At 65.0% G+C, this 26215-nt stretch carries 26 protein-coding genes; 10 read left to right on the forward strand and 16 right to left on the reverse strand.

Features of this window, described 5'->3' with window-relative positions; translation table 11 throughout:
• Positions 1–60: 60 nt before the first annotated feature.
• The 4 genes from rplS to rpsP form a co-directional block, all read right to left on the reverse strand.
• Positions 61–438 carry a 50S ribosomal protein L19 gene (rplS, locus tag NX778_RS14245; protein ID WP_258812411.1) on the reverse strand — a complete coding sequence of 126 codons (378 nt, stop codon included), beginning with the start codon at positions 436–438 and terminating at the stop codon, positions 61–63.
• A 113-nt stretch (positions 439–551) separates the two neighbouring features.
• Complete coding sequence (trmD, locus tag NX778_RS14250; RefSeq protein ID WP_258812412.1) at positions 552–1310, reverse strand: tRNA (guanosine(37)-N1)-methyltransferase TrmD; 759 nt, start codon at positions 1308–1310, stop codon at positions 552–554.
• A 26-nt stretch (positions 1311–1336) separates the two neighbouring features.
• Positions 1337–1885, reverse strand: coding sequence for a ribosome maturation factor RimM (rimM, locus tag NX778_RS14255; RefSeq protein ID WP_258812413.1), 549 nt, complete (start codon positions 1883–1885; stop codon positions 1337–1339).
• A 17-nt stretch (positions 1886–1902) separates the two neighbouring features.
• Entirely contained in the window at positions 1903–2148 is a 246-nt protein-coding gene (rpsP, locus tag NX778_RS14260; protein ID WP_258812414.1) for a 30S ribosomal protein S16, read from the reverse strand.
• A 217-nt stretch (positions 2149–2365) separates the two neighbouring features.
• On the opposite strand from rpsP, the gene NX778_RS14265 reads away from it, so the two are divergent.
• Positions 2366–2782 carry an NINE protein gene (locus NX778_RS14265; RefSeq protein ID WP_258812415.1) on the forward strand — a complete coding sequence of 139 codons (417 nt, stop codon included), beginning with the start codon at positions 2366–2368 and terminating at the stop codon, positions 2780–2782.
• A 24-nt stretch (positions 2783–2806) separates the two neighbouring features.
• Here the strand turns inward: NX778_RS14265 and NX778_RS14270 are convergent, their stop codons facing one another.
• From NX778_RS14270 to NX778_RS14305, 8 genes are all read right to left on the reverse strand, one after another.
• Positions 2807–3505 carry a hypothetical protein gene (locus NX778_RS14270; protein WP_258812416.1) on the reverse strand — a complete coding sequence of 233 codons (699 nt, stop codon included), beginning with the start codon at positions 3503–3505 and terminating at the stop codon, positions 2807–2809.
• Between the two features lie 229 nt (positions 3506–3734).
• Positions 3735–5525, reverse strand: a complete 1791-nt coding sequence (locus NX778_RS14275; RefSeq protein ID WP_258812417.1) for an acyl-CoA dehydrogenase — start codon at positions 5523–5525, stop codon at positions 3735–3737.
• A gap of 157 nt (positions 5526–5682) precedes the next feature.
• Positions 5683–6615 (reverse strand): electron transfer flavoprotein subunit alpha/FixB family protein, encoded by a 933-nt coding sequence (locus NX778_RS14280; protein ID WP_258812418.1) that lies wholly within the window; start codon positions 6613–6615, stop codon positions 5683–5685.
• Between the two features lie 27 nt (positions 6616–6642).
• Positions 6643–7392, reverse strand: a complete 750-nt coding sequence (locus NX778_RS14285) for an electron transfer flavoprotein subunit beta/FixA family protein (protein WP_258812419.1) — start codon at positions 7390–7392, stop codon at positions 6643–6645.
• A gap of 190 nt (positions 7393–7582) precedes the next feature.
• Positions 7583–7810, reverse strand: coding sequence for a sulfurtransferase TusA family protein (locus NX778_RS14290; protein WP_258812575.1), 228 nt, complete (start codon positions 7808–7810; stop codon positions 7583–7585).
• A gap of 309 nt (positions 7811–8119) precedes the next feature.
• On the reverse strand, positions 8120–10729 hold the full coding sequence (gene alaS, locus NX778_RS14295) for an alanine--tRNA ligase (RefSeq protein WP_258812420.1): 2610 nt from the start codon (positions 10727–10729) through the stop codon (positions 8120–8122).
• 239 nt (positions 10730–10968) lie between these two features.
• Positions 10969–11706 carry a glycerophosphodiester phosphodiesterase gene (gene ugpQ / locus NX778_RS14300; protein ID WP_258812421.1) on the reverse strand — a complete coding sequence of 246 codons (738 nt, stop codon included), beginning with the start codon at positions 11704–11706 and terminating at the stop codon, positions 10969–10971.
• Between the two features lie 9 nt (positions 11707–11715).
• Positions 11716–12060: a DUF1294 domain-containing protein gene (locus tag NX778_RS14305; RefSeq protein ID WP_258812422.1), complete on the reverse strand. Its 345-nt coding sequence runs from the start codon at positions 12058–12060 to the stop codon at positions 11716–11718.
• 144 nt (positions 12061–12204) lie between these two features.
• Between NX778_RS14305 and NX778_RS14310 the strand changes: the two genes are divergently transcribed.
• Both NX778_RS14310 and NX778_RS14315 read left to right on the forward strand, forming a co-directional pair.
• Positions 12205–12738, forward strand: coding sequence for a hypothetical protein (locus tag NX778_RS14310; protein WP_258812423.1), 534 nt, complete (start codon positions 12205–12207; stop codon positions 12736–12738).
• 21 nt (positions 12739–12759) lie between these two features.
• Entirely contained in the window at positions 12760–13215 is a 456-nt protein-coding gene (locus tag NX778_RS14315; protein WP_258812424.1) for a DUF3597 domain-containing protein, read from the forward strand.
• Between the two features lie 166 nt (positions 13216–13381).
• Here the strand turns inward: NX778_RS14315 and trpS are convergent, their stop codons facing one another.
• Entirely contained in the window at positions 13382–14398 is a 1017-nt protein-coding gene (trpS, locus tag NX778_RS14320; RefSeq protein ID WP_258812425.1) for a tryptophan--tRNA ligase, read from the reverse strand.
• A 283-nt stretch (positions 14399–14681) separates the two neighbouring features.
• On the opposite strand from trpS, the gene NX778_RS14325 reads away from it, so the two are divergent.
• Positions 14682–17003, forward strand: coding sequence for a family 1 glycosylhydrolase (locus NX778_RS14325; protein ID WP_258812426.1), 2322 nt, complete (start codon positions 14682–14684; stop codon positions 17001–17003).
• A gap of 57 nt (positions 17004–17060) precedes the next feature.
• Here NX778_RS14325 and NX778_RS14330 read toward each other — a convergent pair whose 3' ends face one another.
• Positions 17061–17498, reverse strand: a complete 438-nt coding sequence (locus tag NX778_RS14330; RefSeq protein WP_258812427.1) for a host attachment protein — start codon at positions 17496–17498, stop codon at positions 17061–17063.
• 131 nt (positions 17499–17629) lie between these two features.
• On the opposite strand from NX778_RS14330, the gene NX778_RS14335 reads away from it, so the two are divergent.
• Entirely contained in the window at positions 17630–19411 is a 1782-nt protein-coding gene (locus tag NX778_RS14335; protein ID WP_258812428.1) for a cation:proton antiporter domain-containing protein, read from the forward strand.
• A 147-nt stretch (positions 19412–19558) separates the two neighbouring features.
• Here NX778_RS14335 and NX778_RS14340 read toward each other — a convergent pair whose 3' ends face one another.
• Positions 19559–21169 (reverse strand): NAD(P)-binding protein, encoded by a 1611-nt coding sequence (locus NX778_RS14340; protein WP_258812429.1) that lies wholly within the window; start codon positions 21167–21169, stop codon positions 19559–19561.
• Entirely contained in the window at positions 21169–22680 is a 1512-nt protein-coding gene (locus NX778_RS14345) for a polyamine aminopropyltransferase (protein ID WP_258812430.1), read from the reverse strand. Before NX778_RS14345 ends, NX778_RS14340 begins: the two co-directional genes overlap by 1 nt.
• Before the next feature lie 61 nt (positions 22681–22741).
• On the opposite strand from NX778_RS14345, the gene NX778_RS14350 reads away from it, so the two are divergent.
• From NX778_RS14350 to speD, 5 genes are read left to right on the forward strand one after another with little or no spacing between them, the layout of a single operon-like run.
• Positions 22742–23128, forward strand: a complete 387-nt coding sequence (locus tag NX778_RS14350; RefSeq protein ID WP_258812431.1) for a DUF350 domain-containing protein — start codon at positions 22742–22744, stop codon at positions 23126–23128.
• A 25-nt stretch (positions 23129–23153) separates the two neighbouring features.
• A complete protein-coding gene (locus NX778_RS14355; RefSeq protein WP_258812432.1) occupies positions 23154–24194 on the forward strand; it encodes an SPFH domain-containing protein in 1041 nt (346 codons plus the stop codon).
• 10 nt (positions 24195–24204) lie between these two features.
• A complete protein-coding gene (locus NX778_RS14360) occupies positions 24205–25665 on the forward strand; it encodes a DUF4178 domain-containing protein (RefSeq protein WP_258812433.1) in 1461 nt (486 codons plus the stop codon).
• Positions 25662–25835 carry a hypothetical protein gene (locus NX778_RS14365; RefSeq protein WP_258812434.1) on the forward strand — a complete coding sequence of 58 codons (174 nt, stop codon included), beginning with the start codon at positions 25662–25664 and terminating at the stop codon, positions 25833–25835. Before NX778_RS14360 ends, NX778_RS14365 begins: the two co-directional genes overlap by 4 nt.
• Positions 25832–26191 (forward strand): adenosylmethionine decarboxylase, encoded by a 360-nt coding sequence (gene speD, locus NX778_RS14370; RefSeq protein WP_258812435.1) that lies wholly within the window; start codon positions 25832–25834, stop codon positions 26189–26191. The genes NX778_RS14365 and speD overlap by 4 nt, the downstream gene beginning before the upstream one ends.
• The last annotated feature ends 24 nt before the right edge of the window (positions 26192–26215 follow it).

Consider the following 26215-nt stretch of genomic DNA (forward strand, 5'->3'; position numbering starts at 1 on the left):
CCAGCTCAAAAAGAAAAAGGCACCCGCGGAGGGATGCCTTTTTCAGCCATGCAGACGCGATTACTCGGCAGCAGCGGCTTTGCGGTTCGGCAGTTTTTCCTTGATACGTGCCGATTTGCCCGAACGCTCGCGCAGGTAGTACAGCTTGGCGCGGCGCACGTCACCACGACGCTTCACTTCGATCGAAGCGATCAGCGGCGAGTACAGCTGGAAGGTACGCTCGACGCCTTCGCCCGACGAGATCTTGCGAACGATGAAGTTCGAGTTCAGGCCGCGGTTACGACGCGAGATGACGACGCCTTCGTATGCCTGGGCGCGCTTGCGGTTGCCTTCGACGACGTTGACGCTGACGACCACGGTGTCGCCCGGTGCGAAGTCAGGGATGTTGCGGCCGAGGCGCGCAATTTCTTCTTGCTCGAGTTGCTGGATCAGATCCATCTTTTTATCACTCCAAAAACCATCTTGCTGGCGCTCCAAGGTGCCCAGTAGAGGATGGGGTTAAACACGCCGGCTTGCGCCAGCAAATATGCACCAAAATGGTGCAAATCTTATCACACAGGCTTTGCCAAACCTGCCAAAAACTGTTCATCGGCCTTCGTCAGCAGACCGGCGCTGCGCGCCTTGTCCAGCAAGTCCGGCCGCTTTGCCGCAGTCGCCTCCAGCATGCGCTGGCGGCGCCACTTCATGATCTCGGCGTGGTTGCCGCCCATCAGCACTGGCGGCACCGGCACGTCTTCGTACACTTCCGGGCGCGTGTAATGCGGTGAATCGAGCAGGCCGTTGACGAAGCTGTCTTCGACCGCCGAGGCATCATCGCCCAGCACCCCGGGCAATTGCCGCACCACCGCATCCATCAGCGCCATCGCGGGGAGCTCGCCGCCGGACAGCACGAAGTCGCCCAGCGAAATTTCCTCATCCACGCAACGGTCCAGCAGGCGCTGGTCGACCGCTTCGTAGCGGCCGCACAGCACGACCAGGCCGGGCTCGTCCTTCAGCTGCATGACCCGTTCGTGGGTCAGCGGCTTGCCTTGCGGGGACATGAACACCACGCGCGGCTTGGGCAGGCCCATCGCCACTTGCCTTTCCTGGGCGGCGTTGATGGTCGCTTCGAGCGGGCGGGCCAGCATCACCATCCCGGGGCCGCCGCCGTAGGGGCGGTCATCCACGGTACGATGGCGGTCGGTGGTGAAATCGCGCGGATTCCACAGCGACAGGCCCCAGCGTTCCTGCTCGAAGGCGCGGCGGGTCACGCCCGACTGCGTCAACGCTGCAAACATCTCGGGAAACAACGTCACGACGTCAAATTGCATCGGGACCTCGCTTCAGGCTGGCGGGCTTAATAATCCAGTCCCCAGTCCAGGGTAATCTTTTGGGCGGCCACGTCGACCGTCTTGACGAACTGGTCGACAAACGGCACGAGGCGCTCTTGCGCCTTGCCTTCCGAATCCGAACCGGCCGCCGGCATAATCCGCAGGATGGACTGCGCGCCGTTGTGCATCATGTCGCTCACCTTGCCGAGGGCTTCGCCTTGCAGGTTGACGACATCCATGCCGATCAGGTCGGACCAGTAATACTCATTTTCCGGCAGCGCGGGAAACTCGCTGCGCGGGATGCTGACGGCCGCGCCCTTGAGCGCTTCCGCCGCATCGCGGCCCTGCACGTCGACCAAGGTGGCGACGACATCCCCGCTATGCATACGCACGGTGCGCACTTGCACCGGACGCAGACTTGGCTTATCCAGCCACCAGGTCTTCACCTTCAACAACGAATCCGCGTCATCCGAATACGGCGTAACGCGGATCGCGCCTAACACGCCGTACGCGCCCGATACGTGCCCGACTTGCGCCAGGTCGGCGGGGACTGCGGATGCGGCGTGCTCGGTCAAAACCAGGTCTTTGCTACTTAGGCAGCTTTCTGCGAAGCGACCAGGCGAGCAACGGTCGGCGACAGTTGTGCGCCAACGCCTTGCCAGTGAGCCAGGCGATCTGCTGCGATCTTCAGGCCTTCTGCTGCGCCCGAAGCCATCGGGTTGTAGAAACCGATGCGCTCGATGAAACGGCCATCGCGACGATTGCGCGAGTCGGTTGCAACGATGTTGAAGAACGGGCGCTTCTTGGCGCCACCACGAGCTAAACGAATAACGACCATATTATTTCCAGAAAAATTGTGCTGGGCGGAGAAAGCCGACGATTATAGCGCGAAAAGTCGCGCAGCAGCAAGCCTGAACGACAACAGGCGAACCATCACGGCCGAATTGAGCATTATCGCTGATTTTGCCCCGGGCCGCTACGGGAACGACAGGCTGCTGTGGTCATCTTGCCGAATTTGAACGATACTTGGTCCTTTCCATAGAGATACACCTCGCATGGCCCACACGCACAAGAACAAGACCTTCGCCACCCTGCTCGCCCTGCTGCTCGGCGGACTGGGCGTGCACCGTTTCTACCTCAAGGGCGGCACCGATCGCCTTGGCCTGCTGCACCTGTGCAGCGTGCCGGCCGCCGGGCTGGTGTACGGCGCCGGCCACGCGCCCAATCCCTTCTGGGTGGCGCTGCCGCTGCTGCTGTCCTACTCGGTCGGCTTCATCGAAGCGCTGGTGCTTGGCCTGATGCCCGACGAAAAATGGGACGCCAAATTCAACGCCGGCAGCGGCAAGCAGTCCGATTCCGGCTGGCTGGTGGTCGTGCTGCTGGTGGCCACCATGGTCGTCGGCGCGACCGTGCTTATCGGCACGATCTCGCGCCTGTTCGACCTGCTGTACACGGGCGGCGCCTACGGCTGAGCTGCCGCGCACCGCTCCGCTCGCCTAAAGGGTCTGCGGCCACACATAGTTCGGCACCACGCCTGGCGACTTGCCGATGATGATCAACAGCTCGCGGTGGCTGGCGATCTGGATCGTCGACGGGTCGCCGCTGAAAGGCGTGAGCTTGCCGTTTTCAATCAGGTAGAAGCGGATATTGCCGGTCAGCCCGGCGACGCTGGTCGCCGTCAGCTCCTTGCCCCACACCGAAAAGAACTGGCCGAAGGTGAAGGTTTTCTTCAGGTCGGTTTCGTTGTGCACCACGCCGGTGTGGTCGTGCGTATGCAGCTCGTAGGTACAGCCTTTCAGCCCGATTTCAGCGGGCAGGCCGAGACGCACGCCGTCTTTGTACAAGGACACCAGCGAGTGCACATGGTAGCTCTCGCCGGATGCGCACACGACGCCGTCGATCGGCTTGCCGGTGCCGGAACCGTCCGGCCATTGCGCCGGCGCGTTGGACAGCTTGCTGAAAGGCGTGAGATTGGTATCGAGCATGACGTCGACCGGCGCGGGCGTGGGCGCGGGAGTGGGCGCCTGGGTCGGCGCCGGTGTTGGCGCGGGCGTGGGCGCCGCGGTCGGTGCGGGCGTCGGCTGCGGGGGATCGGAATTGTTCGACGAGTTGTCGCCACCACAGGCGGTCAGCAGCAGCATTGCCGATAGCGCGAGATGCTGCGCGGCCCGCGTGTTCCTGTCGTTCGAAAACATGCTGGTCCTCCTTCGGGGCTTGAACCAAATGGACGAGAACTAGGATGATTCTGCGGCGGGAGCTCGACAGCTCGTTTAGGCTGCGTCAACCAAGTGCTCGGCCGGAACGGGAACTACTGCTCATCGATACCATCGTTCCCGCAATAGCGGTAACGACGGCACTTATGGTGCGAGCAGCGCAATAAAAAAGCGGCCCGCAGGCCGCTTTTACATCATCAAGAAGCAAGGATCAGAACTGGTCTTCCGGCAGCGCCAGCACGCCCGCGCTGCCTTCCACGATCGCGATGCGCAGGCTGCAAGCCTGCGACAGGATGTGGTCCGCGAAGAAGCGCGCGGTGGCGATCTTGGCGCGCATGAAGGCCGCATCGCCCTCGCCCGCGCCGAGCTTGCGCTGCGCGATCAAGGCCGCACGCGCCATCTGCCAGCCACCCAGCACGATGCCGGCCAGCTTCAGGTACGGCACGCTGCCGGCGAACACGCCCTTGATGTCCGATTTCACGTTGGCCACGACGAAATCGACTACGGCTTCCAGCGCCTCGCTGCCCGCGGCCAGCTGGCGGCGGATCGCGGCGAAGTCGTCGCCCTGCACCGCGGCCAGTTCCGCCTCGGTCGCGCGCACCTGCGCGAGGATCGCCTTGGCGACCGCGCCGCCGTCGCGCACCGTCTTGCGGCCGATCAGGTCATTGGCCTGGATCGCGGTGGTGCCTTCGTAGATCGTCAGGATCTTGGCGTCGCGATAGTGCTGCGCCGCACCGGTCTCCTCGATGAAGCCCATGCCGCCGTGCACCTGCACGCCGTCACGCGCCACGTTCTCGCTCATCTCGGTCGACCAGCCCTTGATCACCGGCACCAGGTATTCGTACACGGCCAGCTTGGCCTGGCGCGTGCCTTCGTCCGGATGGAAATGCGCGAGGTCCGACAGGCTGGCGCCGACGTAGGCCAGCGCACGCGCGGCCTCGGTCTGGGCACGCATCGACATCAGCATGCGGCGCACGTCCGGGTGGTGGATGATGGTGACGGGGCCCGGCGAGCCGGCCAGGTCGCGCGACTGCACGCGGTCCTTGGCGAAGGCCACCGCCTGCTGGTAGGCGCGTTCGGCCACCGCCACGCCCTGCATGCCGACGCCGAAGCGGGCCGAGTTCATCATGATGAACATGTACTCCAGGCCACGGTTTTCCTCGCCGACCAGGTAGCCGGTGGCGCCGCCGTGGTCGCCGAACTGCAGCACCGCGGTCGGGCTGGCCTTGATGCCGAGCTTGTGCTCGATCGACACGCAGTGGGCGTCATTGCGCGCGCCCAGCGAGCCGTCTGCGTTGATCAGGAACTTGGGCACGATGAACAGCGAGATCCCCTTCACCCCCGGCGGCGCGTCCGGCGTGCGCGCCAGCACCAGGTGGATGATGTTCTCGGCCATGTCGTGCTCGCCGTAGGTGATGAAGATCTTGGTGCCGAACACCTTGTAGCTGCCGTCGCCCTGCGGCTCGGCGCGGGTGCGCACGGCGGCCAGGTCGGAGCCGGCCTGCGGCTCGGTCAGGTTCATGGTGCCGGTCCACTTGCCGGAGATCAGCGGCTCGATGAAGCGCGCCTTCTGCTCGTCGGAGCCGGCGGTGAGCAGCGCCTCGATCGCGCCGTCGGTCAGCAGCGCGACCAGCGCGAACGACAGGCTGGACGCATGCAGCATCTCGATGCAGGGCGTGGCGACCAGCTTGGGCAGGCCCTGGCCGCCGAATTCGGCCGGGTGCTGTACGCCTTGCCAGCCGGCTTCGACGAAGCCCTTGAACGCTTCCTTGAAGCCTTTGGAGGTCGTGACCTTGCCGTCGTGCCAGAAGCTGGGCTCCTTGTCGCTCGGGTGGTTCAGCGGGGCAATGACTTCGCCGCAGAACTTGGCGTTTTCTTCGAGTACGGCTTCGACCGTGTCGGGAGTGGCGTCCTCGCAGCCGGGTAGGCTGCTGATGGTGGACAGATTAGCGAGCTCGTTGATGACGAACTGCATGTCTTTCAGGGGGGCTTTGTAGCTCACCGTTATCTCCTAGTTCTCAACCACAAAATAAAACGTCGTTCCCGCGAAGGCGGGAACCCATGCTGAGCGTGCGTTCACGCGTTCTATGGATTCCCGCCTGCGCGGGAACGACGGTAACTCTGTTGCAGATGCGGCGGTTGCGGCATCTGCATGATCATCAGCCCAGTTCTTTGACCAGTGCCGGCACGACCTCGAACAGGTCGCCGACGATGCCGTAATCGGCCACCGAGAAGATCGGCGCTTCCGGATCCTTGTTGATGGCGACGATGGTCTTCGAGTCCTTCATGCCGGCCAGGTGCTGGATCGCGCCCGAGATGCCGACCGCGATGTACAGCTGGGGCGCGACGATCTTGCCGGTCTGGCCAACCTGCCAGTCGTTCGGCACGAAGCCGGCGTCCACCGCCGCGCGCGATGCGCCCATGGCGGCGCCCAGCTTGTCGGCCAGCGGTTCGAGGATCTTGAAGTTGTCGCCCGAGCCCATGCCACGGCCGCCGGACACGATCACCTTGGCGGCGGTCAGTTCCGGACGGTCCGACTTGGCCAGCTCGCGGCCGACGAAGGACGATTTGCCCGAGTCAGCGACAGCGCCCAGCTTCTCGATGACCGCCGAACCGCCGGTAGCGGCAGCGGAATCGAAGCCGGTGCCGCGCACGGTGATGACCTTGACCTTGTCGCTCGACTGCACCGTGGCGATGGCGTTGCCGGCGTAGATCGGGCGCTCGAAGGTATCCGGCGCATCGACCTTGGTGATTTCGGAGATCTGGGCCACGTCCAGCTTGGCGGCCACGCGCGGCAGGATGTTCTTGCCGAAGGCGGTAGCCGGGGCCAGGATGTGCGAATAGGCGCCGGCGATGGCGAGCGCCTGCTCGGCGACGTTCTCGGCCAGGCCGTCGGCGAAGTACGGCGCGTCGGCGACCAGCACTTTGGAAACGCCGGCGATCTGCGCGGCCTGCTCCGCTGCGGCGCCGCAATTGGCGCCGGCGACCAGGACGTGGACCTCGCCGCCGCATTGCGCGGCTGCGGTGACGGTGTGCAGGGTGCTGCCCTTGATGGAGGCGTTGTCGTGTTCAGCGATAACTAGTGCGACCATGATGATTCCTTATTCTGTGAGACGCGATCAGATGACTTTGGCTTCGGTGCGGAGCTTCTGCACCAGGGTCGCCACGTCGGGCACCTTGATGCCGGCCGAACGCTTCGGCGGCTCGACGACTTTCAGCGTCTTCAGGCGCGGAGTGACGTCCACGCCCAGGTCTTCCGGCTTGATCGTCTCGATCGGCTTCTTCTTGGCCTTCATGATGTTCGGCAGCGTCACGTAGCGCGGCTCGTTCAGGCGCAGGTCGGTGGTGATGACGGCCGGCAGCGACAGCGCCACGGTTTCCAGGCCGCCGTCCACTTCGCGGGTCACGGTGACCTTGCCGTCTTCCAGCACGACCTTGGAGGCGAACGTCGCCTGCGGCCAGCCCAGCAGCGAGGCCAGCATCTGGCCGGTCTGGTTGGAATCGTCGTCGATCGCTTGCTTGCCCAGGATGATCAGCTGCGGCTGTTCCTTGTCGGCCAGCGCCTTGAGCACCTTGGCCACGGCCAGCGGCTCGGTCTCGACCGAGGTCTCGACCAGCACGCCGCGGTCGGCGCCGATCGCCAGGCCGGTACGGATCGTTTCCTGGCACTGCGCCACGCCGATCGACACTGCGACAACTTCGGTAACCTTGCCGGATTCTTTGAGGCGGGTAGCCTCTTCAAGTGCGATTTCGTCGAAGGGGTTCATCGACATTTTGACATTGGCGATATCCACGCCGCTGCCATCGGACTTGACGCGGACCTTGACGTTGTAGTCGACCACGCGCTTGACCGGTACCAGGACTTTCATAGGTGTGCCTTTGGAAAATAGAAATAGTGACGGACCAAAATGGCCTAGATTATAAGGTGAAAAGCCGTCCAGGACTGAATTAAAGCACGATCGTGCGTTTTTCTTCCAGAGCTTTCCTTCTAATTTTTTACCACTGTCATGAGGGCTGGGAGGGCTGGCCGGAAGAGACGTCGGGCCAGCCGGGCGCGGCTTACTTGCGGCGCATGAGGAAGGTGAATTCGCCGTCCTGCTGGGTGTGCGACAGGAGCGCGTTGCCGGTCTGCTTGGCGAACGCCTGGAAGTCGCGCACGGAGCCGGAATCGGTGGCCACGATGCGCAGCACCTCGCCGCTCTCCATCTCGGCCAGTGCTTTCTTCGCTTTCAGGATCGGCAGGGGACAATTCAGCCCGCGCGCGTCCAGGTCTTTGGTGAATTCCATCGTTTCAATGTCGCAGATGATGTCGCTCATGATGCCCGCAATTCGTCTAGATCAATACTACTCCAAAACGCGATTATGACGCGGCGCACCAAAATAGTCACCGTGGGAATCTCACACATTGTTGCATGGCAACAACGACAATTGACATTGGCAGAAGGATAAGCATGGTGCATGTCGCCCCGTTTAAAAAACGTCGTCCCGGCGCAGGCCGGGACCCATGCTGACTATGCGAAATAGCTAGCGTTCTATGGGTCCCGGCCTGCGCCGGGACGACGGTTTTCCGTGTGGCGGTGCTGGTAAGCGTGCCGATCAGGCGCGCTCGGCCACCCAGCCAGTCACGCCAGCCAGCGCCTGCGGCAGCGCGGCAGCATCGGTGCCGCCTGCCTGGGCCATGTCCGGACGGCCGCCGCCCTTGCCGCCGACCTGCTTGGCGACGAAGTTGACCAGCTCGCCGGCCTTGACCTTGCCGGTGGTGTCCGGCGTGACGCCCGCGATCAGGCTGACCTTGCCGTCGGCCACGCTGGCCAGCACGATGGCGGCGGTCTTCAGCTTGTCCTTCAGCTTGTCCATGGTCTCGCGCAGCGCGGTGACGTCGGCGCCTTCCATCGTTGCGGCCAGCACCTTGATGCCGTTCACTTCGACGGCCTGGCCGGCCAGTTCGTCGCCCTGGCCCGAAGCCAGTTTCGACTTGAGCTGGGCGACTTCCTTCTCCAGCGTCTTGACCTGTTCCTGCACCTGGCCGATGCGCGACGGCAGTTCTTCCGGCGCGGTCTTGAGCGCGGCGGCGGCTTCCTGCAGCTTGCGGTTGGTGGCCTGCACCCACGCCAGCGCGCCCTCGCCCGTCACGCCTTCGATACGGCGGATGCCGGCGGCGACGCCGCCTTCCGATACGATCTTGAACAGGCCGATGTCGCCGGTGCGGGTGACGTGCACACCGCCGCACAGCTCTTTCGACGAGCCGATGTCCAGCACGCGCACGGTGTCGCCGTACTTCTCGCCGAACAGCGCCATCGCGCCATGCTTGATGGCGTCATCCATCGACATGTGCTGCGCCTTGGTCGGATGGTTTTCCAGGATCTCGGCGTTGACGATCTGCTCGACCTTGGCGATCTCGTCCGCGGTAAGCGGCGCGTTGTGGCTGAAGTCGAAGCGGGTCTTGTCCGGATCGACCAGCGAGCCCTTCTGCTGCACGTGGCCGCCCAGCACTTCGCGCAGGGCCTTGTGCATCAGGTGGGTGGCCGAGTGGTTGCGGATGGTGCGGGCGCGCTTGGCCTTGTCCACTTCGGCGGCGACGGCGTCGCCCACCTTCAGCGAGCCCGACTTGAGCACGCCGTGGTGGCCGAATACGTCTGCCTGGATCTTCAGGGTATCTTCCACCGCGAACTGCGCGGCGCCGGACTTGATCACGCCCTGGTCGCCTACCTGGCCGCCGGATTCGGCGTAGAACGGGGTGGTGTCGAGCACGACGATGCCGGCCTGGCCCGCCTTCAGTTCAGGAACCGAGGTGCCGTCCGCGTACAGCGCGACGACTCTGGCGTTCGAATCCAGCTGCTCGTAGCCGACGAACTTGTTCTTGTCGCCCGCGTACTCGACATTGGCGGCCATCTTGAACTTGCCGGCGGCGCGGGCCGTGGCCTTCTGCTGCTCCATGGCGGCGGCAAAGCCGGCCTCGTCCAGCGACAGCCCGCGCTCGCGGCAGATGTCGGCGGTCAGGTCGAGCGGGAAGCCGTAGGTGTCGTACAGGGTGAAGGCAGTGGCGCCGTCCAGCACCTTGTCGGTCTTGGCCAGCTGCGCTTCCAGGATCTTCATGCCGTTTTCCAGCGTCTCGCCGAATCGCTCTTCCTCGGCCTTGAGCACCTGCATCACGCGCTGCTTGGCTTCGCTCAGTTCCGGATAGGCCTGGCCCATTTCCTTGTCCAGGTCCTCGACCAGCTTGTAGAAGAACGGCTTGGTCTGGCCCAGCTTGTAGCCGTGGCGCAGCGCGCGGCGGATGATGCGGCGCAGGACGTAGCCGTGGCCTTCGCTGCTCGGGATGATGCCGTCGACGATCAGGAAAGCGGAGGCGCGGATGTGATCGGCGATGACTTTCAGCGAGTTGTTCGACAGGTCGGTGGCGCCGGTTTCGCGCGCGGCGGCCTTGATCAGGTTCTGGAACAGGTCGATCTCGTAGTTGCTGTGCACGTGCTGCAGCACGGCGGCCAGGCGCTCCAGGCCCATGCCGGTGTCGATCGACGGCTTCGGCAGCGGGGTCAGCACGCCGGCTTCGTCCCGGTTGAACTGCATGAACACCAGGTTCCAGATCTCGATGAAGCGGTCGCCGTCTTCCTCGGCCGAGCCCGGGGGGCCGCCCCAGATGTCGGCGCCGTGGTCGTAGAAGATCTCGGTGCAGGGACCGCAGGGGCCGGTGTCGGCCATCTGCCAGAAGTTGTCCGACGCGTAGCGCGCGCCCTTGTTGTCGCCGATGCGGATGATGCGCTCGACCGGGACCTTGATTTCATTGGCCCAGATGCCATAGGCCTCGTCGTCCTCGAAGTAGACCGTGACGGTCAGCTTTTCGGCCGGCAGCTTGTAGACCTGGGTCAGCAGCTCCCACGCAAAGTGGATCGCATCGCGCTTGAAATAATCGCCGAAGCTGAAGTTGCCCAGCATTTCGAAGAAGGTGTGGTGGCGCGCGGTGTAGCCGACGTTTTCCAGGTCGTTGTGCTTGCCGCCGGCGCGCACGCAGCGCTGCACCGTCGTGGCGCGCTTGTAGGGGCGCGTGTCGAGGCCCAGGAACACGTCCTTGAACTGCACCATCCCGCTATTGGTCAGCAACATGGTCGGGTCGTTGCCCGGCACGAGCGGGCTGGAGCGGACGATGGTATGGCCTTTGGACTCAAAAAACTTGAGGAACTTTTCGCGGATTTCGGATGATTTCATGTTCTGTGGGCTGCAGGTGCTGGTTGGTCAGGCCGGTATATGGGTAATTTCCGATTATATCTGATTATGCAGGGCGTCAATTTTGAGAGTGGCGCGGTGTGGTGGGAACGGTTGGGCGGGTGGAATGGATGACAAGATTGTCTGCCAAAAGACCGTCGTTCCCGCGCAGGCGGGAATCCATGCTGAGCGTCCGGTCACGCGGTCCATGGGTCCCTCCTTCGAGGGGACGACGGGTCAAGCTAACGGAAGTTCGCGCCGATGAGGTCGATGCGGTCGGTGCAGAAGGCGTCGATGCCCCAGATGAGCAGCTCGCGCGCCCGCTCGGCCGTATTGACGGTGTAGCAAAACAAGCCGAAGCCCGCTGACTTGACCGCCCTCGCCTGCTCTTGCGTCAGGTGCCGCTGGTTCGCATGGATCGCCACCGCATCCACTTCCCGCGCGCGGCTTTCCCAATCCGGCGGCAGCTCGTCAAACAGGTACGCACGCGGCACCGCCGGCGCCACCGCAAGCGCCGCCTTCAGCGCTTCATGGCTGAACGACGACAGCAAGGGCTGCCATGCCTCACCGGCAAACATCGCCGCCGCAATCTTCGCGACCACCTCGCCAGTCTGCACATCGAAGCCCGGCGCCGGCTTGATCTCGATATTCATCCACACGCCATGCGCCTTGCAGAACTGCGCGAATTCGACGAACAAGGGCACCGGCTCGCCGGCGAACTGCCTGCCGAACCACGCGCCCGCATCCATCGCGGCCAGTTCCCGCGCGTCGTAATCGAACACATGGCCGCTGCCCACGACGGTGCGGCCAAGATAGGGATCATGCATCACCACCGGCACGCCATCGCGCGCCAGCATCACATCGTATTCGATGGCGCGAAAGCCGCGCGCCATGCCTTCGCGCACGCCAGCCAGCGTATTTTCAGGAGCCAGCGTTCCGCCGCCGCGATGGGCCAATACAGTTGCCGGATAGCGCCACATGTCTTCTCCTCAAAGTCGTCCGCCCAGGTAGGCCGCACCGGCAACGAAGGCCGCGCAATTCAGCACCACGGTCACCCAGAACTTCGCCTGGAACGACGCTTTGGCCGATTTGTGGCGGAGCCATTGCTGCGCCAGGACAGCGCCGGGCCAGCCACCGGCCAGGCCAAGCAGGAGCAAGGTCCGCTCCGGTGTGCGGCGCGATGTTGAACGAGCGGCAGACTTGTCCAGCGCATACGCGATGAAACACAGCACGCTGGCCAACACGTAGCCGATCCCGATCCACTGGGGCAACTGCCATGCGAGCGCCGCGGCGGCGTAGGCCATGGTAAACAACAGAACCGGTAGGTAGAACATGGGCAAACAGCTTACGCGGTGCGCGGGAGGCTGTCTATCCGGCAAGTCTGCCGCTAGACGCCATCGGTTCGCTAACGAACGGAGGCGGTGGGCCCATCCATCCTACCCTCGATGCTTAACAAATTTTTGGCGACGGAGGCCAATATGGGCTTTGATCTAGGGAACCTGTTGAACCAATACCTCGGCGGTAGCTCTAACACTGACAGCGCACAGGCTGCCGACGACTTCCAGCGCGTGGCGGAGACAGCCCCGCGCGAGACGGTGGCGCAGGGCGTGACGCAGGCGCTGAAATCGGACGCGACGCCGCCTTTTCCCCAAATGGCGAGCCAGATGTTCGACCAGGGAAATCCGCAGCAGCGCGCCGGCATGTTGAACCAGATCCTGTCGACCGTCGGGCCGCAAATCCTGGGCTCGCTTGGTGGCGGCTCGCTGGGCGGCGTTCTCGGCGGCTTGCTGGGCGGCGGGCAGACGCATGTCACGCCGGAGCAGGCATCGCAAGTATCGCCGGAACAGTTTCAGGAAATCGCGGCGAAGGCCGAGCAGCACAACCCGGGCATCGTTGACCGCATGGGCGACTTTTACTCACAGCACCCCGACCTGTTCAAGGCCATCGGCGGTGCGGCGCTGGCGATCGCGCTCGGACACATCGCGCAGTCACGGCAGCAGAACGATCAATAAACCAGACAAGAGGACGCAAGCATGGGAATTCTGAGCAATATCTTCCACAAGATTTTTCCACCATCGCATCCGGCGGTAACGCAGGCAACGGCGCAGGCGCAGCCGGGTTCGGCGCAAACGGCCGCACCGGGCGCGCAGCAGAAGGCGCCGACGCCGCAGCAGGCGCCTCAGCAACAGCCGCAAGCGCAGGCCGCCGCGCCGGCGAGCGCGCAGCAGCCGCCGGTGGATGTCGAGCAGATCCTGAACAATATGCAGCAGCAGTCGGGGCAGCAGCTCAATTGGCGCACGTCGATCGTCGACCTGCTCAAGCTGCTGGGCCTGGACAGCAGCCTGCAGGCGCGCAAGGAGCTGGCGTCGGAGCTGCACTACACCGGGGATACCAATGATTCGGCGAGCATGAACATCTGGCTGCACAAGCAGGTGATGAACAAGCTGGCCGAGAATGGCGGGAAGGTGCCGACGGATTTGAAGGGTTGATCCAATCGCCCTCGTTCCCGGCACTGCCGGAAACGACTCCCCGCGCAGGCGGGGAACCATAGAACATCTGGATATTCGCAGAGCATGCGCCAACTGCTGTAGCGATCACAAGCACAGCTCAAGCGTTCTATGGGTTCCCGCCTTCGCGGGAACGACGGTCTTGGTTTTAGAAATAGCTCAAGCCCAGCGCACGACGCACTTCATCCGTCGTCTGCGCCGCGACCTCACGCGCCTTTGCGGTGCCTTCGCGCAGGATCTGCATCACCTGCCCCTTGTCCTTGGCGAACTCCTCGCGGCGAGCGCGGATCGGCGCCAGCATGTCCTGCAGGATCCCTTCCAGCCGCTTCTTGACCACGCTGTCGCCCAGCCCGCCGCGCACATAGTGCTCCTTCATCGCCTGCAGGCCTTCCCGGTCCGGATCGAAGGCATCGAGGTAAATGAAGGCCACGTTGCCCTCGAGGTGACCCGGATCGGCCACGCGCAGGTGCAAGGGATCGGTGTAGACCATCTTCACCGCCGCCGTGATCTCGGCCGCCGATGCGCCGAGGTTGATGGTATTGCCCAGCGACTTGCTCATCTTGGCCTTGCCGTCGATGCCCGGCAGGCGACCCACTTCCGGCACCAGCGCCTTGGCTTCGACCAGGACGTCTTTCTGCGCGACGCGATTGAAACGCCGCACGATCTCGTTGGTCTGCTCGATCATCGGGATCTGGTCCTCGCCGACCGGCACCAGCGAAGCCTTGAACGCCGTGATGTCCGCCGCCTGGCTGGCCGGGTAGGTCAGGAAACCGGCCGGGATGTCGCGCTCGAAACCGCGGTGCTTGATCTCTTCCTTCACGGTCGGATTGCGCTCCAGCCGCGCCACCGTGACCAGGTTCAGGTAGTAGAAAGTCAGCTCCGCCAGCTCGGGAATCTGCGACTGGATCAGGATCGTCGTCTTGGCCGGGTCGAGGCCGACAGCAAGGTAATCGAGCGCCACTTCGACGACATTCCGGTGTACCTTGCCGATGTCATCCATGTTGTCCGTCAACGCTTGCGCGTCTGCAAGCATGACGAATTGGCGATAGCTGTCCTGGTAGGCCACGCGGTTGCGCAGGCTGCCCACGAAGTGGCCGAGATGGAGGGGTCCGGTCGGGCGATCGCCAGTCAGGATTACCGGTGCGGTGCTGTGTTGCGAGGTCATCGAGCTTCCTTATTGATGCCCCGATTCCGCCGCGCCAACAAAAAACGCCACCTGAATCGAGGCGGCGTTCATTGAGATTCACATGCTATGCAGTGGCCGCGCGCTGTCAGCGGCGCCACCAAACGTGAAGGATTGCATGTGGGTTCATCGAAATCATGTATGGCATGGTGGCAAATCAAGGACGCGCTGTCAACCTGCACAGCCGGCGCTGCCGTTTTTTTCGGCAAACATCGCCGACGCCGCCAGCCAGCGAAAGAACTTGAAACAAAATTAATGGTGATGCATGACTTACAGTACGAATACGAACAACAACACCGCCCCGCTCGAACTCTGGGGCGGCCTCGAATGCACCGTCAACCGCGTCCGCGACGATTACTTCAGCCAACTGGACCGCAATGGCCACGCCGGCCGGCTTGACGATATCGCACGCTTCGCCGAACTCGGCATCAAGGCAATCCGCTATCCGATCCTGTGGGAACGCACCGCGCCCGACGGCCTGGCCAGCGCCGACTGGAGCTGGCCTGACGAGCGCCTGCCCGCCTTGCGCGCCGCCGGGGTGACGCCGATCGCCGGCCTGGTGCACCATGGCAGCGGCCCGCGCCACACCAGCCTGCTCGATCCCGGCTTTGCCGAACAACTGGCCGAATTCGCGGGCGCGGTGGCCGCGCGCTATCCCTGGCTGGAGTACTACACGCCGGTCAACGAACCCTGCACCACGGCACGCTTCGCGGGCCTGTACGGCCTGTGGTATCCGCACGGCCGCGACGACCGCAGCTTCATCCAGGCCCTGCTCAAGCAGTGCCGCGCGGTGGTGCTGTCCATGCGCGCCATCCGCGCCGTGAACCCGGCCGCCAAGCTGGTGCAGACCGACGACCTCGGCAAGACCTACAGCACGCCCGAAATGGCCGACGTCGCCCAGTTCTACAACGAGCGGCGCTGGCTCGCCTGGGACCTGCTGTGCGGCACGGTCGTGCCCGGCCACGCGATGTGGGACTACCTGTCGCGCTGGGCCGATGAAGGGGAGCTGCTCTGGTTCCGCGACAACCCCTGCCCGCCCGACATCATCGGCGTCAACTATTACGTGACCAGCGAGCGCTGGCTCGACCATCGTCCCGAGCGCTACCCGCCGCACCACCGCGGCGAAGTCGGCGGCCGCCCTTGCGCCGACATCGACGCCTCGCGTGCGCTAGCCACCCCGACACCGGGCGTCGCCCCGCTGCTTGGCGAGGCATGGGAACGCTATGGCCGCACGCTCGCCATCACCGAGGCCCACATCGACGCCAACCGCGAAGACCAGCTGCGCTGGCTGCTCGAAATCTGGGAGGCGGCACACGAGGCACGCGGCCTGGGTGCGGACGTGCGCGCGGTCACGGTGTGGTCGCTGCTCGGCGCCTTCGACTGGAACAGCCTGGTGACCGAGTCGCGCGGCTACTACGAATCGGGCGCCTTCGACGTGCGCTTCACGCCGCCGCGCGCGACCGCCGTCGTGCACATGATGCAAGAGCTCGCGCGAAACGACACCCCCTCGCATCCGGTGTTGCGCGGACAGGGCTGGTGGCGGCGGCCTGGGCGCTTCCTGTGCCAGCCGGTCGCCACGCCGGACGCCCTCACCTCGATCACCGCCGACGGGCACCGGCTGGTCGGCACTGGCGCCGCGCCGATCCTGATCCTTGGCGCCAGCGGCACGCTCGGCCGTGCCTTCGCCCGCGTCTGCCAGAAGCGCAACCTGGCCTATCGCCTGCTGTCGCGGCGCGACATGGACATCGCCGACGCGGATTCGGTGGAGCGCGCACTGGCCCACTACCAGCCCTGGGCCGTGGTCAATGCCTGCGGCTACGTGCGCGTCGACGATGCCGAGCGCGAGGCCGAGCGCTGCTTCCGCGAAAACACGCTTGGCCCGGCCGTGCTGGCCGCCGCCTGCGCGCGCCATGGCGTGCACCTGACCACTTTCTCCAGCGACCTTGTGTTCGACGGTGAGCGCGGCGCGCCTTACGTCGAATCCGATCCCGTGGCGCCGATCAACGTCTACGGCAAGAGCAAGGCGCAGGCCGAATCCAGCGTGCTGGACGCGCATCCGGGCGCGCTGGTGGTGCGCACCAGCTCCTTCTTCGGGCCGTGGGACAGGTACAACTTCGTCACGCTGGCATTGGGTGCGCTCGAACGGGGTGAGTCGTTCCTGGCGGCCAGCGACATTACGGTATCGCCGACCTACGTGCCGGACCTGGTGCATACCTGCCTCGACCTGGCGGTGGACCGCGAGTGTGGCGTCTGGCACCTGACCAGTGGGCAAGCGGTGACCTGGGCGGGACTGGCCGCGATGGCGGCGGAGCGCGCGGGCGTGGACGGCAGCCGGATCGAGGCGCAGCCGGCCGTGATGTGCAACTACATCGCCGCACGGCCACGCTACAGCGCACTGCACAGCGAACGCGCGCTCATCCTGCCGACGCTCGACAATGCGCTGGGGCGTTACCTGGAGCTACGCAACGAGGCGGGCCCGGAGCTGGAGGAACTGGTGATGGCAGCCGAGAGCCGGCAGGCGGTGGCAAGCGATCACCGGCAGCAGGAGGAGGCGCCGGCGGCGGCATTCCAGGTCAGCCATTTCTAAACCAGCTCACCGTCGTCCCCGCAGGGACGACGGTCTTGAAGGTGGTGGCGGGAGCGATCAGTGCGGATATTTCCGCAAGTATTCCTCCATTTCATGCTCCTTCATCCCCGCAATATCCTTCGGAATCTCCTCCTCCACCATCTTCTGCACTTCCTTGCTCAGGTTCTCGCGCAACAAGCCGAGCATATGCGGAGGCGCCACCACGCACAGCTTGTCGAATTTGTGCTCGTTGCGCGCGTCATCCAGCCAGTGCGCCACCTGCTTGCTGAACAGTTCTGCCGCATGCTGCTTCGGCTCCTCGGCCTTCTGGCCCGTGGAACCCATTGGCCCCGTGCCGAAGAACCGGCTCTTTGGCTCCGCATTGATGTCCTGCTCCGCCATCCGCCCCTCCGGGTTGAGCATGTCCTCGACTTCCTGCAAATGGCCGTCGCTCGCCGACAGCTCGAAAATGCGCGCGCGGCTTGAGTCCGCGGCAAGTACCCATGTGGTTTGCATTCGCTTTCCTCCTCAAAGAGACAAGTGCTTCGTGGTCGGGCCAGTGTAGCGCGGGGCCGCAAAACGCGGAGCCCGCAAGCGCCCGTTATAAAATGGCATCACGAATCACGCGACCGCAAAGGCCCCACCCAGTGCAAGAGCAACACGCCTTCCCCTTCATCCGCGAATTCCTTCTGTTCCTGACCCTGGCGGGGATCCTGATCCCGACGCTGCAGCGCCTGCGCATCAACCAGGTGCTCGGATTCCTCGCGGTGGGCGCACTGGTCGGCCCCTACGGCCTCGGCTCGCTGGCGCCGCAGGTGCCGCTGCTGGGCTACCTCACCTTCCCCAGCGGCGAAGGCGTGTCGATGCTCGCCGAGATCGGCGTGCTGTTCCTGATGTTCATGATCGGCCTCGAACTGTCCGCCGCGCGCCTGTGGGCGATGCGGCATTGGGTGTTCGGCGCCGGCGCCGCCCAGGTGGCGGCGAGCGCCCTGCTCATCGGCGGCTCGGCATGGCTGCTCGGCCAGCCGCTCGCGCCGGCGATGATCCTTGGCCTGGTCCTGTCGCTGTCGTCGACCGCAGTCGTCATGCAGCTGCTCAGCGACCAGCAGGCCACCGGCACCCGCGTCGGCCAGGCCGCGTTCGCGGTGCTGATGCTGCAGGACCTGGCCGTGGTGCCGATCCTGATCCTGATCGGCGCGCTCAAGGGCGGCGGCACCGAAGGCGTGCTGATGGCGGCGCTGGGCGCGATGCTCAAGGCTGCGATCGCGATCACGCTGATCTACGTGGCGGGCGGCCGCGTCATCCATCCGCTGTTCCGCGCGTTCGCACGGCATCGCCAGCCGGACGTATTCATGGCGCTGATCCTGCTATCGGCATTCGGCATCGCCAGCCTGTCGGCGATGTTCGGCCTGTCGATGGCGCTGGGCGCGCTGATCGCCGGCCTGCTGCTGGCCGAGACAGAGTTCAAGCACGAAGTCGAGCTGATGGTGGAGCCCTTCAAGGGCCTGCTCATGGGCCTGTTCTTCATGAGCGTCGGCATGAACATGGACGTGCGCCAGATCGCCAGCGCGCCGCTGTGGCTGGCCGGCGCCGTGGTGGGGCTGGTACTGATCAAGACGGTGGTGGTCACGCTGATCTTCCGCGCCGGCCGCCTGCCGTGGGCGCGCGCGCTCGAAGGCGGCCTGCTGCTGGGCCAGGGCGGCGAATTCGCCTTCATCGTGATCGGCTATGCAATCAGCTCGAAGCTGCTGGATGGGGCGCTGGGCGGACGCGTGATGCTGGCTGTCGGCCTGTCGCTGTTCATCACGCCGCTTCTGGCACGCCTCGGCCGCGCGATCGGCGAACGCTGGGAATCCAAGCAGCGCGAGCATGCGGCCAAGGCCGACGAAAGCGCGCTCGAATCGGAGCGCGGCCGCATCATCATCGCCGGCTTCGGGCGCGTGGGGCAGCAGCTGGCCAAGCTGCTCAGCGAACAGGGGATCGAGTACGTCGCGTTCGAGAATGACGCGAAGGTGGTGTCGCGCCTGCACGCGCAAGGGGTGCCGGTCTACTTCGGCAATGCGGCGCGGCCGGAGCTGCTCAAGCGCGTGCATGCGGACGAGTCGCCGGCGATTGTGCTGACGATGGATCATCCGGGTTCGGCGCTGCAGGCGGTGCGCGGGATCCGGCGCGAATTCCCGCATGTGCGGCTGTTCGTGCGCTCGCGCGATGAGAAGCATGCGCGGGCGCTGAAGATGGCCGGGGCGACGGTGGTGGTGCCGGAGACCTTGGAGGCGAGCTTGCAGCTGTCGGCGTTCGTGCTGGAGTCGATCGGGTTGGATGAGCGGCAGGTGAATACGATTGTCGAGCATGAGCGGGGCTTGTTCGAAGCCGCGCTGCTGGATATGCCCGGCGAGCCGCACCACGCGCACCCGCATCATCACCACTAACCGTAATACCGTCGTCCCGGCGAAGGCCGGGACCCATAGACCGCTTGAGTGGTCGAACATTTGTCGCCGCAGGCCCGCACGCTCAGCATGGGTCCCGGCCTTCGCCGGGAGTCGTTTCCGGCAGTGCCGGGAACGACGGTGTAACACTTAGGTCATCGCCCGCTGGGCTGCCTGAATGCCCCACCACGCGGCTTCCTCGAACACCGAAAACCCCGACAAATCCGCATGCGCAAACAGGATCGGCCCGTCCGCATCCCGCAGCGCCAGCAGGCCCGCATTGGTCCGAAACCCCGGCAAGGGCGCCGCCATCGCGTGCCCGCGCAAAGTGATGTCCACCCGCTCCACACACGGCGCGAACTTCCACCCATACGCCGTCTTCAGGTCACGGCTTGCCACCGCCACCAGCTCGTCCGCGCTCGCCTTCATCAGCCATTTGCGCGCCTCGTCCGGCGTCCGGTCCGACAGCGCGACATAGGACGTGAACACCGTCTTCTCCGGCGGCGCGACGCGGATGTCCTGGTGCGTCGACACGACATACCCCAGGCCCGGCTCGTCATACACCACGTTGTCCCAGCACAGCGGCATATTCGGCCGCTCCGCCGGGAAGTCCTTCATCAGGAAGTTCGCGATCATCCACGGCGCGTAGCTCGGCATGTGGCGCTTCGGATCGAAGCCATAGTCGCCGATGCGCTCCACCACACGCGACGCCACATACAGCGGCATCGCACAAATCGCCTTGCGCGCCTTGGCGACGAAGGTCTTGGCCACCCCATCCTCCAGCGTAAAGCACATGGCTTCGACGCCGTCCGCCGTCCGCTTCAGCGACACCGCCGTTCCAGCCTTGCGCTTGGCCGCTGACCGCTGGGCCATCGCTTCCGCCAGCGGCGACAAACCGCCCGGCCACGTCAGCCAGGCGCCATTGCCCGAGTTAGCGGCCTGCCCCCAGCGGCTGCAGTAGTAATGCAGCCCGGCCCACGCGGACACCTTGTCGTAGCGCGTGCCGTAGTCGTCGCGGCAGCAATAGTTCAGATACCAGTGCAGTGTCGGCGACTTGTAGCCTTCGCGCTCCAGCCACTGGCTGAGCGTGATCTTGTCGAGTTCCTGCCACGCCGGATCGGTGGACGACAGCACGGTCGGGAACACGAAGATGCGCCGCCCGTCCGATCCTTTCAACTTGCGCAGGCGCTCCACCTCGGCGAAGAAGCGCTTGTGCTCCGCCAGTTCCCACGCCGGCACGCCATCGAAAGGCACGAAGCCATCCTGCCAGCGGCCATTGAGCAGCAGCCGTTCTTCCGGCGCGTGCAGGATGAAGCGCTCGTCGTAGTACGGCTTCTCGCCGAAGGGATCGCGCTGGATGATGCCCAGGTCCGCGAGGATTTCGCGCACGTGGACCGATTCGGCCGACGGCAGCGGAAGGTAGTGCGCCCCGGTCGGATACGCGTAGTCGCCAAAGTGGCCACCCGCCGCGTTCCCGAAAGGCTGCGGCCCGTCGATCATCAGGAAATCGCCGTGCCCTTCGCGGTTCAGTTTCCACGCGGCCGAGAGCCCGCCGATGCCCGATCCGAGGATGAGCACATCCGTCTGCACCGTTGCGCCGGGCGGCGGCAATGCGCGCCGGTCGCGCAGGTAGTGCCCTTCCGCGCGGCCGACATAATTGACGGTGGAGCCGATCTCCTGCCAGCGCGAATACACGGCCGCTCCGCCAAGCGCGGACAGGCCGGCCGCCCCGCCCCAGGCCAGGAAGGAACGGCGGTCCATCAGCGGATCACCCTGCGCCAGTCCTCCTCGAACACGCGCACCAGCGACTGCGTGTTCAGCCGGTTGGGCGCCATCTCGATGCGCTGCATGTCAGGCGGGAAGCTGAACATCTCGCGCGTGGTGTCGGCGTTCAGGTAGCGCATCGGCAGCGCGTACTTCTCCGGCGGCGTGAAACGCTGTTGCGGCGAGGCGAGGATGAATCCCCACTCGCCGAACGAGGGCACGTAGGCGTGGTAGGGCCAGGTTGCGAGTCCGACGTCGCGCAGTGTCGCATCGATGGTCCAGAACGCGTGCGGCGCGAAGAACGGCGACGTCGACTGCACCACGATCATGCCATTGGCCGACACGTGCTTCTTCAGCATGCCGAAGAACGGCACCGAATACAGTTTGCCGAGCGCGAAGCTGGAAGGATCGGGGAAGTCCACGATGGCCGCGTCGAACATGTCATCGGCGTGCTGCAGCCAGATCGCCGCGTCGGCATTGATGACGGTGACGCGCGGGTCGGAGAACGAGCCGTGATTGAGCTTGACCAGTTCGGCGCGGGTCTTGAAGGCGCCGGTCATGGCCGGGTCGAGGTCGACCAGGGTCACGTGCTTGATGTTCGGGTAGCGCAGGATCTCGCGCAGCGCCAGCCCGTCGCCGCCGCCCAGCACCAGCACGCTGCGCGCCCACGGCATCGAGCCAAGCATCGGGTGCACCAGCGCCTCGTGGTAGCGGTATTCGTCGCGCGAGGAGAACTGCAGGTTGCCGTTGATGTAGAGGCGCATGTCGTCCTTCCAGCGCGTGATCACCAGCCGCTGGTAGGGCGTGGTGGTCGAGAACACCACCTCGTCGCCGAACAGGCCATGCTCGCCCCACTCCACCATGCGATCCGACGCGGCGAAGCCCGCGACCAGCGCGCACAGCACGACGCTGGCCCGCGTCACGCGTGCGCCGGCGTGGGCCAGCTCGTGGCGGAAGGTGTACAGGGTCCAGAACGCGACGCCGACATTGAGCATCCCGAACAGGAAGCCGGTGCGCACCAGGCCAAGATGCGGCGCCAGCACCAGCGGGAATAGCAGCGAGACCGCCAGCGCGCCCAGGTAGTCGAAGGTCAGCACGCGGCTCACCAGTTCGTTGAATTCGGTGCGGCGCGCGTTCAGCGCCCGCATCACCAGCGGCACCTCCATGCCGACCAGCGCGCCGATCATGAAGACCAGTACATACAGCATGGTGCGGAACGGCGTCGTCATCCACGAGAAGGTCATGAACAGCAGCGCCGCCGACACGCCCCCGATCAGGCCCACGGCCAGCTCGATGTCGATGAAGCGCGCCAGCACGTCTTCCTCGCGCACATATTTGGAGAAGTGCGCGCCGACGCCCATCGCGAATAGGTAGCAGCCGATGATGGTCGAGAACTGCAGGATCGAATCGCCCAGCAGGTAGCTGGACAGGGCGCCGGCGATCAGCTCGTAGGCCAGGCCGCAGGAAGCGACAACAAATACTGAAAGGATCAGAATTCTTTTGGTCATGAATCGTCTTTTGCTCTAAGATGCCTTTGCTGTCATTTCGACTATTTCTTTGGAGAACGTCGTGCCCGTCATCCTAAACTATCTGCTGCACTTGGCTACAGCTGCCGCGCTGGTTTTGGTATTTTTTGTGGTCTACGTTCGCATCACCCCCTACGACGAAGTCCTGCTGGTCCGCCAGGGTAATGGCGCCGCCGCGCTGTCGCTGGGCGGCTCGCTGCTCGGTTTTTCGGCAACCGTCGCCTCTGCGCTGGCGCACACGGCGGACTACTATCAGTTCATCGGCTGGGCGCTGGGTGCGATGCTGGTGCAGGTGCTGGTGTTCGCGATCGCAACCAGGCTGCTGCACATGTCCAAGGACCAGATCGAAGCGAACAACTGCGCATTCGGCGGCCTGCTCGGGGCGATTTCGCTGTCGATCGGCGTCGTCAACGCAGGCTGCATATCCTGACCCTCTACTCACCGGGAGATCCATCATGTCCCTAGGCTCATTCATCAAGAAGCAGTTCATTGACGTCATCCAGTGGAACGAGGATGTGGATGGCGTGCTGGCGTGGCGCTTTCCGATGCAGGACTTCGAAATCCAGAACGGCGGCATCCTGATCGTGCGCGAGTCGCAGGTCGCGGTGTTCGTCAACGAAGGCCAGGTGGCCGACGTGTTCGGCCCCGGCACGCACAAGCTGACCACGCAGACGCTGCCCGTGCTGACCAACCTGAAGAACTGGGACAAGCTGTTCCAGTCGCCGTTCAAGTCGGACGTGTACTTCTTCAGCACCCGCGTGCAGACCGGCCGCAAATGGGGCACGCCGCAGCCGATCACGATCCGCGACAAGGACTTCGACATGATCCGCGTGCGCGCCTTCGGCATCTACTCGTACCGGGTCGCCGATCCGCGCAAGTTCTTCACCGAGATCAGCGGCACGCGCGAGGCCTACACCCGCGACCAGGTCGAAGACCAGCTGCGCGGGATCCTGATGGCGACCATGGCCACCTCGCTGGGCGCGTCGCAACTGCCCTTCCTCGACATGGCGGCCAACCAGGCCCTGATGGCGCAGCAGGTCAAGGGCGACCTCGGCGCCGCGTTCGCGCGCTACGGCATCGGGCTGGATGAATTCAACGTCGCCAGCGTCAGCCTGCCGGAAGAACTGCAGGCCGCGCTGGACGAGCGCATTTCGGCCGGCATGAAGGGCAGCCTGTCGGCCGAGAAGATGGGCGGCTTCACCCAGTTCCAGGTGGCGAGCAGCATCCCGCTGGCGGCGCAAAATGAAGGCGGTATCGCGGGCCTGGGCGCCGGCGTCGGCGCGGGCATGGCGGTGGGCCAGGCGATGGCGCAGGGCTTGTCCGGCGCGTTCGCCCAGCCGCAGGCTCCTGCCGCTGCCGGCGCAGCTGCCGCTCCCGCCGCCGAATCGATCGAAGACCGGCTGGCCAAGCTCAAGGGCCTGCTGGACAAGGGACTGATCTCGCAGGCCGACTACGACGGCACCAAGGCCGAGCTGCTCAAGAAACTGATCGGCTAGGCGCGCCTGCATGCAAACAGTCTCCTGCCCGAGCTGCGGCGCACCGGTCGAATTCAAGTCGCACACCTCCGTCATGGCGGTGTGCGATTTCTGCCGCGCGGTGGTCGTCAAGGACGGCGATGCGGTCAAGGACTTCGGCAAGCTGTCGCAGGTGCTGGAAGATTATTCGCGCATCCAGATCGGCACCGCGGGCGTGTTCGCGGCGCGCCATTTTACCGTCGTGGGCCGCATCCAGCTGCGCTATTCGGCGGGCATGTGGAACGAGTGGTACCTGCTGTTCGATGACGGCGGCACCGGCTGGCTGGGCGATTCCTCGGGCCTGTACGTAGTCACCACTGAACGCCCGCTCGGCGCGGCGTGGCCGCCGTTCGAACAGATCGAGCCGGGGCGCGACTACGAATTCGGCCTGGGCCGCTTTACCGCCGCCGAGAAGCGCATCGCCGAGTGCATCGGCGGCCAGGGCGAGCTGCCGTTCCGTGTCGGACAGGGCTGGCAGGCGCGCGTGGCGGACCTGCGCAGCGGGGCCGGTTTCGCGACCCTCGATTATTCGGACGGCGACAAGCCGGTGCTGTACGCCGGCAGCGCCGTCACGCTGGAACAGATGCAGTGCCAGCTGCTGCGCGAAGACGACCAGATCCGCGAGAGCTCCGGCAAGTACCGCGGCAAGGTGCAGTCGCTGGAGTGCCCGGCCTGCGGCACCGCGATCAGCTACCTGCCCGGCCTGACCTCCAACATCGTCTGCCAGAGCTGCCACACGCAGCTCGATGCGGCCAGCCCGAAGGTGCAGGTACTGGCCAAGGGCGCGCAGATGGAACGCGTGAGCTTCACGCTGCCGGTCGGCGCGAAGGGCAGCATCAACGGCGCGGCCTGGCAGGTGCTGGGCGCCATGCGCCGCAGCGACGACGAAGGCACCGGCTGGACCGAATACCTCTTGTACAGCACCAGCGAGTCCTTTTTCTGGCTGGTCGAAACGGATGAAGGCTGGTCGCGCGCCAAGGTGATGGACAACTGGCCGGAAGCCGGCCACTTCGATGACCAGTCGGTGGTGGTGGACAAGGTCCCATTCAAGAAGCTGTATTCGTACACGGCGCGCGTGGACTACGTGGCCGGCGCCTTCAACTGGCGCGTGGCGGTCGGCGACACCGTGCGCGTGGCCGAATACGAGCGCGCGCCGAGCCGGCTGGCAGGCGAGCGCACGGCGGAAGAGCTGACCTGGTCGCGCTCGACGCCGGTCGCGTTCGACCAGGTGTGCGCGTGGTTCCAGGCCGACGTGCCGTCGCTGCGGCGGGTGGCTGCGGCGCCCCGGCCTGCCGCTTCGGCGCGCACGCAGGCGCAAACCTTCATGTGGTGGATGCTCGGCCTGAATGCGATCCCGCTGCTGCTGAATTTTTCGGGCACGATCATGTGGATGATCCTCGGCTTGATCGCGCTATTCGTGCCGCCCGGCTTCGTCAAGGGCGACGACTCATGAACAAGAACTTCTTCCTGTACGCGATCCTGGTGACCGCGTTTTCCACCTTGATGAGCTGGTCGAACCTGATGACGGCGTCGTCCAAGGCCAGCACCGGCGGCAGCAGCTGGAGCACGAACTCGCGCGGCGGCTATAGCGGCGGCTTCTCCGGCGGCGGCGGGCACAAGTGACCGGCGCGTTCCGCCCGGCCGGCGTGCACCTGCTGGCCGATCTTCACCAGGTCGACGCAGCGCTGCTGTCCGATCCCGCCCGCATCGATGTGCTGCTGCGCGAGGCCGCGCTGGCGGCCGGCGCGCGCATCCTGCACGGCCACTTCCACAACTTCGGCGCCGGCATGGGCGTGACCGGCGTGCTGCTGCTGGCGGAATCGCACATCTCGATCCACACCTGGCCGGAGCACGGCTTCGCGGCGGTGGACATCTTCATGTGCGGCGCGGCCCAGCCGGAGCGCGCGCTCGGCATCATCGACGCCGCGCTGCAGCCGCTTGCGCGAAACGTCAAGACGGTCGAGCGCGGACAGCTATAATCGCCGCTGTTTTCGCACACCGGA

The sequence above is a fragment of the Massilia terrae genome, assembly GCF_024753145.1.
In the GTDB taxonomy this organism is placed as follows: domain Bacteria; phylum Pseudomonadota; class Gammaproteobacteria; order Burkholderiales; family Burkholderiaceae_D; genus Telluria; species Telluria terrae.

Coding starts and splice junctions, on each gene's coding strand:
- rplS (WP_258812411.1), bottom strand. CDS start 438: ATGGATCTGATCCAGCAACTCGAGCAAGAAGAAATTGCGCGCCTCGGC.
- trmD (WP_258812412.1), bottom strand. CDS start 1,310: ATGCAATTTGACGTCGTGACGTTGTTTCCCGAGATGTTTGCAGCGTTG.
- rpsP (WP_258812414.1), bottom strand. CDS start 2,148: ATGGTCGTTATTCGTTTAGCTCGTGGTGGCGCCAAGAAGCGCCCGTTC.
- NX778_RS14265 (WP_258812415.1), top strand. CDS start 2,366: ATGGCCCACACGCACAAGAACAAGACCTTCGCCACCCTGCTCGCCCTG.
- NX778_RS14270 (WP_258812416.1), bottom strand. CDS start 3,505: ATGTTTTCGAACGACAGGAACACGCGGGCCGCGCAGCATCTCGCGCTA.
- NX778_RS14280 (WP_258812418.1), bottom strand. CDS start 6,615: ATGGTCGCACTAGTTATCGCTGAACACGACAACGCCTCCATCAAGGGC.
- NX778_RS14285 (WP_258812419.1), bottom strand. CDS start 7,392: ATGAAAGTCCTGGTACCGGTCAAGCGCGTGGTCGACTACAACGTCAAG.
- NX778_RS14290 (WP_258812575.1), bottom strand. CDS start 7,810: ATGGAATTCACCAAAGACCTGGACGCGCGCGGGCTGAATTGTCCCCTG.
- alaS (WP_258812420.1), bottom strand. CDS start 10,729: ATGAAATCATCCGAAATCCGCGAAAAGTTCCTCAAGTTTTTTGAGTCC.
- ugpQ (WP_258812421.1), bottom strand. CDS start 11,706: ATGTGGCGCTATCCGGCAACTGTATTGGCCCATCGCGGCGGCGGAACG.
- NX778_RS14305 (WP_258812422.1), bottom strand. CDS start 12,060: ATGTTCTACCTACCGGTTCTGTTGTTTACCATGGCCTACGCCGCCGCG.
- NX778_RS14310 (WP_258812423.1), top strand. CDS start 12,205: ATGGGCTTTGATCTAGGGAACCTGTTGAACCAATACCTCGGCGGTAGC.
- NX778_RS14315 (WP_258812424.1), top strand. CDS start 12,760: ATGGGAATTCTGAGCAATATCTTCCACAAGATTTTTCCACCATCGCAT.
- trpS (WP_258812425.1), bottom strand. CDS start 14,398: ATGACCTCGCAACACAGCACCGCACCGGTAATCCTGACTGGCGATCGC.
- NX778_RS14325 (WP_258812426.1), top strand. CDS start 14,682: ATGACTTACAGTACGAATACGAACAACAACACCGCCCCGCTCGAACTC.
- NX778_RS14330 (WP_258812427.1), bottom strand. CDS start 17,498: ATGCAAACCACATGGGTACTTGCCGCGGACTCAAGCCGCGCGCGCATT.
- NX778_RS14340 (WP_258812429.1), bottom strand. CDS start 21,169: ATGGACCGCCGTTCCTTCCTGGCCTGGGGCGGGGCGGCCGGCCTGTCC.
- NX778_RS14345 (WP_258812430.1), bottom strand. CDS start 22,680: ATGACCAAAAGAATTCTGATCCTTTCAGTATTTGTTGTCGCTTCCTGC.
- NX778_RS14355 (WP_258812432.1), top strand. CDS start 23,154: ATGTCCCTAGGCTCATTCATCAAGAAGCAGTTCATTGACGTCATCCAG.
- NX778_RS14360 (WP_258812433.1), top strand. CDS start 24,205: ATGCAAACAGTCTCCTGCCCGAGCTGCGGCGCACCGGTCGAATTCAAG.
- NX778_RS14365 (WP_258812434.1), top strand. CDS start 25,662: ATGAACAAGAACTTCTTCCTGTACGCGATCCTGGTGACCGCGTTTTCC.